The organism is Nocardioides sp., assembly GCF_036493135.1.
In the GTDB taxonomy this organism is placed as follows: Bacteria; Actinomycetota; Actinomycetes; order Propionibacteriales; family Nocardioidaceae; genus Nocardioides.
On the sequence record NZ_DASXQG010000076.1, the window covers coordinates 1 to 5,814 of the forward strand.

The following is a 5,814-nucleotide window of genomic DNA, read 5'->3' on the forward strand; positions in this document are numbered from 1 at the left end:
TAGAGGTCGACGTCGCGCAGGTGCAGGGCGCCCAGGACCTGGTGGACGTCGCGCGCGGTGTTGGCGGTGGTGAAGAGGTCGGAGGCGTGGGCCCAGTGGCCGTTCGCGCGACGCCAGGTGTGGTTCAGCCGGCGGCCGCACGCGGTGAGCGCCGACTGGAAGCGCGGCGACGGCGACGGGAGGCCCTGCAGCCGCGGGCATCGCAGCGGGGTCGAGCGGCCGGTGCCGCGCGCGTCGACGAGCAGGAGGTCGCGGTGACGCAGCAGCCGGTCGCCGTACATGACCGCGAAGTCGCCGGAGGTGCCGGTCGAGGGGTATCCCGGCCCGCCCTCCATCGCCAGCAGCGTCCCCGTCGATCGCCGACTGCTCGGCACCCAGCCGAAGCCGACCTTGATCGTGGCCGAGCCCCGGTGGTGGTAGTCCAGCGGCACCCGCATCGAGCCGCAGTACGTCGTGCGCCCGGCACCGATGCGGCAGCGGTGCAGGCGTCGGTCACCGACGGTCACCCGGCGGGGATGAGTCGTTCGCTGATGCGCGGCCCGGTGCTGGGTGGTCCGGTGCTGGGGAGTCCCCGCGCTCGCCGTCCCGAGACCGCTCGCCGTCAGCCCGACCGAGACCACGCCCGCGGCCAACGCCGCCCCCCACCGTCGCATGGATGCATCGTCGTCCGATGGAAGGGCAGAGCGCCAGTGCGCCGGAGAGGGAATCATGAGGGGTCTGCGAGCGTTACTCACGTAGTTGAAACCGCAACGACCAGAAGGCAGGGACATGCAGCTCGGCATCTTCACCGTGGGCGACGTGACGCCCGACCCGACGACGGGCCGGACGCCGACCGAGCACGAGCGGATCAAGGCGACCATCGAGATCGCGAAGAAGGCCGAGGAGGTCGGGCTCGACGTCGTCGCGGTCGGCGAGCACCACAACCCGCCGTTCATCGCGTCCGCCCCGACCACGACGCTCGCCTACATCGGCGCCCAGACGTCGCGCGTGATCCTCTCGACGTCGACGACGCTGATCACGACCACCGACCCGGTGCTGATCGCAGAGAACTACGCCAAGCTCCAGCACCTCACCGACGGCCGCGTCGACCTGATGATGGGCCGCGGCAACACCGGCCCGGTCTACCCGTGGTTCGGCAAGGACATCCGCGAGGGCATCAACCTCGCGATCGAGAACTACCACCTCCTCCACCGGCTCTGGCGCGAGGACGTCGTGGACTGGGAGGGGAAGTTCCGCACGCCGCTCCAGGGCTTCACCTCGACGCCGCGCCCGCTGGACGGCGTACCGCCGTTCGTCTGGCACGGCTCGATCCGCTCCCCCGAGATCGCCGAGCAGGCGGCGTACTACGGCGACGGGTTCTTCGCCAACCACATCTTCTGGCCGACGTCGCACACGCAGCGCATGGTCGACCTCTACCGCCGTCGCTTCGAGCACTACGGCCACGGCACCGCCGACCAGGCGATCGTCGGCCTCGGCGGCCAGGTGTTCATGCGGCACAACAGCCAGGACGCCGTGCGGGAGTTTCGTCCGTACTTCGACAACGCCCCGGTCTACGGCCACGGCCCGTCACTGGAGGACTTCACCCGCGAGACTCCGCTCACCGTCGGCTCTCCGCAGCAGGTCATCGAGCGCACCCTCGGCTTCCGTGACTACGCCGGCGACTACCAGCGCCAGCTGTTCCTGATGGACCACGCCGGCCTCCCGCTGAAGACGGTCCTCGAACAGCTCGACCTGCTCGGCGAGGAGGTCGTGCCCGTGCTCCGTCGCGAGTTCGCCGCCCGCAAGCCCGCCCACGTCCCCGACGCCCCGACGCACCGATCGCTGATCGAGGAGGCGCGCCGGCGCCGTCTCGAGACCAACGAGCAGAAGGACTCGGCGCTCGTGGGAGGCCCGGAGTCTCCGGCGTACGAGGAGGGCCGCCTGGAGGCCGACGAGGAGGTCACCGCATGACGGACATCGTGGTGATCTCCGCCGGCATCTCGGTCCCGTCGTCGACCCGCATCCTGGCCGACTCCCTCGGCAAGGCGACGACAGGTCACCTCGGCGAGCCGGCGTCGTACGACGTGATCGAGCTGCGCGACCTCGCGCACCAGATCACCGACAACGCCCTCACCGGCTTCCCCACCGGCGCCCTCGCCGACGCCGTACGCCGAGTGGCCGAGGCCGACGCGGTGATCGCGGTCACGCCGGTCTACACCGGCTCGTACTCCGGCCTCTTCAAGATGTTCTTCGACGTCCTCGAGGACGGCACCCTCGAGGGCAAGCCGGTCCTGATGGCCGCCACGGCCGGCACCACCCGCCACTCCCTCGTGCTCGAGTTCGCGATGCGGCCGCTCTTCGCCTACCTGCGCGCCGACGTCGTACCGACCGCGGTGTTCGCGGGCAGCGAGGACTTCGGGGCCGGCGAGGACTTCGGGGCCGGCGAGAACTTCGGGGCCGGCTCCGTCCGCGCCGGCTCGCTCTCCGCCCGCATCGACCGCGCCGCCGGCGAGCTGGCCGCGAAGGTCCTCCGTCGCAGCACTTTCTCGAACGACCCGACTCTCCCGAACGACCCGCTTCTCCCGAACGACCCGTTCAAGAATCCGACGCCGTTCGAGGACCTGCTCGACCAGCAGTGATCAGTCGGGCGTCGCGCCGACCCGCCCAGCGCGGGAGTGCCGGTCGGAACGATCGACCGGGCTGACCGACCCGGCCTGTTAGGTTCACTCGGGTGTCTGAGGACGCCCACCAGGGCCTGGGATTCGTTCGTCCGGGTCGCTGGGCCCTGGGCCGCGTCGAGCGGTCGGGCTGGTTCACCACAGCGATCACCTGGCACCGAGCTGACGGGACGTCCGTGCGCTGGGCGTCACGGGCCGCCCGTCGCCGGGGGCGGATGGAGGTCCGCGACTCTCAGGGGCAGGTGACGGGCGTCGTCGACTCGCGGCCATCGACGGCGCTGCGCATGGCTCGGGTCAACGCGGTGGCCGCGGTGGCCTTCGTGATCGGCGGCTCGCTCTTCGCGCTCGGCCCACTGCTCGCGGAGTACGGCGTCGGCCCGATCCGGACCGCCGACGTGGTCTATCTCATCGGCGGCGTCTTCTTCAGTCTCGGGGGCTACGCCTCCGTGGTGCAGGCATCGAACACGCCGACGGACATCGACGAGAGCGGGTCGTTGAGCTCCCCGTCCTGGAGCTGGTGGCGGTGGCGGCCGCACCAGATCGGCTGGCTCAGCGTGATGGTGCTGTTCGTGGGGACGCTCTTCTTCGGCCTCAGCCTGGTGGCCGCGTTCGCGGAGAACCTGACCGCTCGACAGTCCAACGGCTGGATCTGGCTGCCCGACATGCTCGGCTGCATCTGCTTCCTGGTCTCCGGACATCTGGCGCTGCTCGAGGTGTGCCACGGCAGGATCGGGATCCGCACAGACGACATGGGCTGGTGGATCGTGGCGGTGAACCAGATCGGGTCGGTGCTGTTCTTCCTGGCCGGGGTCGCGGCGTTCACGCGGCCCGCCACCTCCACCGCGGTGGACCTTGGTCTGGTCAACTGGGGCACCTTCGCCGGCGCGGTGTGCTTCGTCATCGGCGGGTTCCTGCAGCTCTTCGAGCGCCCGGCCCCCGCTCCGGCGGTCACCGCGGGCGGGGCGCAGCCGGGCCGGCCGTAGCCGCACCACATCGTCCGTCGCGTGGGATCCACGGCAGCGGCGAGGCTGCTTGACTCACGGCCATGGCCCTGACAGCGGAGCAGAATCAACGTGAGACGAACCTCTTCGGCAACCGCTTCCTCACCGAGGAGGTGCCGTCGACCTCGTTCCCGGCGTCGGGGATGAGCCCCACCGACGCGATGCGACTGGTGGGCGAGGACCTCGCCCTCGAGGGCGATCCGATGCGCAACCTGGCCACGTTCGTCACCACCTGGATGGAGCCGGAGGCGCAGCGGATCATCGCGGAGAACCTGCACCGCAACTTCATCGACCATGCCGAGTACCCCGTGTCGGCCGAGATCGAGCAGCGCTGCATCCGGATGCTCGCCGACCTCTTCCATGCTCCGGGCGAGACGACCGGCTGTCGCACCCAGGGATCTTCCGAGGCGATCATGCTCGGCGCGGTGTCCCTGAAGTGGAAGTGGAAGGAACGCCGCGAGGCGGACAACCTGCCGACGGACCAGCCGAACCTCGTCTTCGGAGGAGACGTCCACGTCGTGTGGGAGAAGTTCTGCCGCTACTTCGACGTGGAGCCGCGGATCATCCCGCTCGCCGAGGGGAAGTACACGATCGGGCCGGACGACGTCGCGCCGTACCTCGACGAGAACACCATCGGCGTCGCGGCGGTCCTCGGTACGACGTTCACCGGACACATGGACGACATCACCGGCATCAACCAGCTGCTGCTCGACGTCAAGGCCGACAAGGGACTCGACATCCCGCTGCACGTCGACGGTGCCAGCGGTGGGTTCGTCTGGCCGTTCCTCTACCCGGACACCGCCTGGGACTTCCGACTCGAGCAGGTCCGCTCGATCAACGTGTCGGGTCACAAGTACGGCCTGGTCTACCCCGGGATCGGCTGGCTGGTCTTCCGGGAGACCTCGGACCTGGCCGAGAAGCTGGTGTTCTACGAGAACTACCTGGGCAAGACCGACGCGACGTTCACCCTCAACTTCTCGACCGGCGCCTCGATGGTGCTGGCGCAGTACTACAACTTCGTCCGGCTCGGCCGCGAGGGCTACACCTACGTGATGCAGCAGATGCAGCAGAACGCTGGGACGCTGGCGAAGAACCTGCAGGACACCGGCCGCTTCGAGGTGATCGGCGGCGATCTCGAGCAGCTGCCCCTGGTCGCGTTCCGGTTGTCGGGCGACCACGGGAGCTACGACGAGTCCGACGTCGCCTGGCAGCTCACGGCCGAACGTGGCTGGATGGTGCCGGCGTACACCCTGCCGCCGAACGCGGAGAACGTGAAGATCCTCCGCGCCCTGGTCAAGGAGACGATGAGCCGGGGCCAGGTCGACCGCCTGACCGAGGACATCATCGCCGCCTGCACGACCCTGGATGCCAAGGGCGGGGCTCACCCCGTCGAGCGTGCGCAGGTCAAGAGCGGCAGCGGGTACTGAGTCTGAATTCTCAGGAGGCTGAGCTCAGGAAGGGGTGTCCTCGTCGTGGTACGCGACGAGCAGCCGGTCCTCGTCATCCCGGGACGGGAAGAGCAGGCGAACGATGAGGAACCCGATGACGACCGCAGCGATCCCCGCACCGTAGGCCCACTGGTCTCCGGACAGGAACGACGACTTGGCCGCCGCCGTGATCTGGTTCGCGTACTGCGGGTTCTGCTGGGCGATGGCACTGGCACTGTCGAAGGACTTGGTCAGGGCGGACTGCGTGCTGGTGGAGACGTCCCCGGCCTCCGACGACGATCCGATCTGGGTGGCGAAGGCCGACGCGTAGCCGGCGGTCAGGAGGGCGCCGAAGATCGACTGCATGATCGCGCCGCCGAGGTCGCGCTGCAGGTCCGCCGTCCCCGACGCCATGCCGACGCGCCGGACCGGGACCGCGCCCGTGAGCGAGCGTGACGCCGGAGTGCCTGCGAAGCCGACGCCGGCGCCGACGAACGCGTAGCCGAGCCCCACCTTCCAGTAGGAGATGTTCTCCTTCCACAGCAGCAGCATCGTGAGGAAGCCGAGCAGCACGAACACGTACCCGGTCAACAGCGTGAAGCGGGACCCGTGGGTGTCGACCAGCCGGGCGGACCGGGGCGCGATCAGGACCATCATCACGGCCGCGGGGATGATCGCCGCCCCGGCCTCGAAGGTGGAGTAGCCGAGCACGTTCTGGAGGAACTGCTG

General features: G+C 69.4%; 5 protein-coding genes and 1 pseudogene. 4 read left to right on the plus strand and 2 right to left on the minus strand.

The genetic code is table 11. From position 1 onward, the window contains the following. A pseudogene (locus VGJ24_RS14670) lies at positions 1-653 on the minus strand (hypothetical protein); the annotation flags it as partial. 115 nt (positions 654-768) lie between these two features. Between VGJ24_RS14670 and VGJ24_RS14675 the strand changes: the two are divergent. From VGJ24_RS14675 to VGJ24_RS14690, 4 genes are all read left to right on the plus strand, one after another. Next, a complete protein-coding gene (locus VGJ24_RS14675; protein ID WP_331501376.1) occupies positions 769-1,950 on the plus strand; it encodes an LLM class flavin-dependent oxidoreductase in 1,182 nt (393 codons plus the stop codon). Beyond that, a complete protein-coding gene (locus tag VGJ24_RS14680) occupies positions 1,947-2,618 on the plus strand; it encodes an FMN reductase (protein WP_331501377.1) in 672 nt (223 codons plus the stop codon). Before VGJ24_RS14675 ends, VGJ24_RS14680 begins: the two co-directional genes overlap by 4 nt. Before the next feature lie 92 nt (positions 2,619-2,710). After that, positions 2,711-3,640, plus strand: coding sequence for a hypothetical protein (locus VGJ24_RS14685; protein WP_331501378.1), 930 nt, complete (start codon positions 2,711-2,713; stop codon positions 3,638-3,640). Positions 3,641-3,702: 62 nt separating this feature from the next. Next, the gene (locus VGJ24_RS14690; protein ID WP_331501379.1) at positions 3,703-5,085 is read left to right on the plus strand and encodes a glutamate decarboxylase; all 1,383 of its coding nucleotides are present in this window, start codon (positions 3,703-3,705) and stop codon (positions 5,083-5,085) included. A 24-nt stretch (positions 5,086-5,109) separates the two neighbouring features. Here the strand turns inward: VGJ24_RS14690 and VGJ24_RS14695 are convergent. Next, the coding region (locus VGJ24_RS14695) for an MFS transporter (RefSeq protein WP_331501380.1) at positions 5,110-5,814 on the minus strand (705 nt) is incomplete at its 5' end.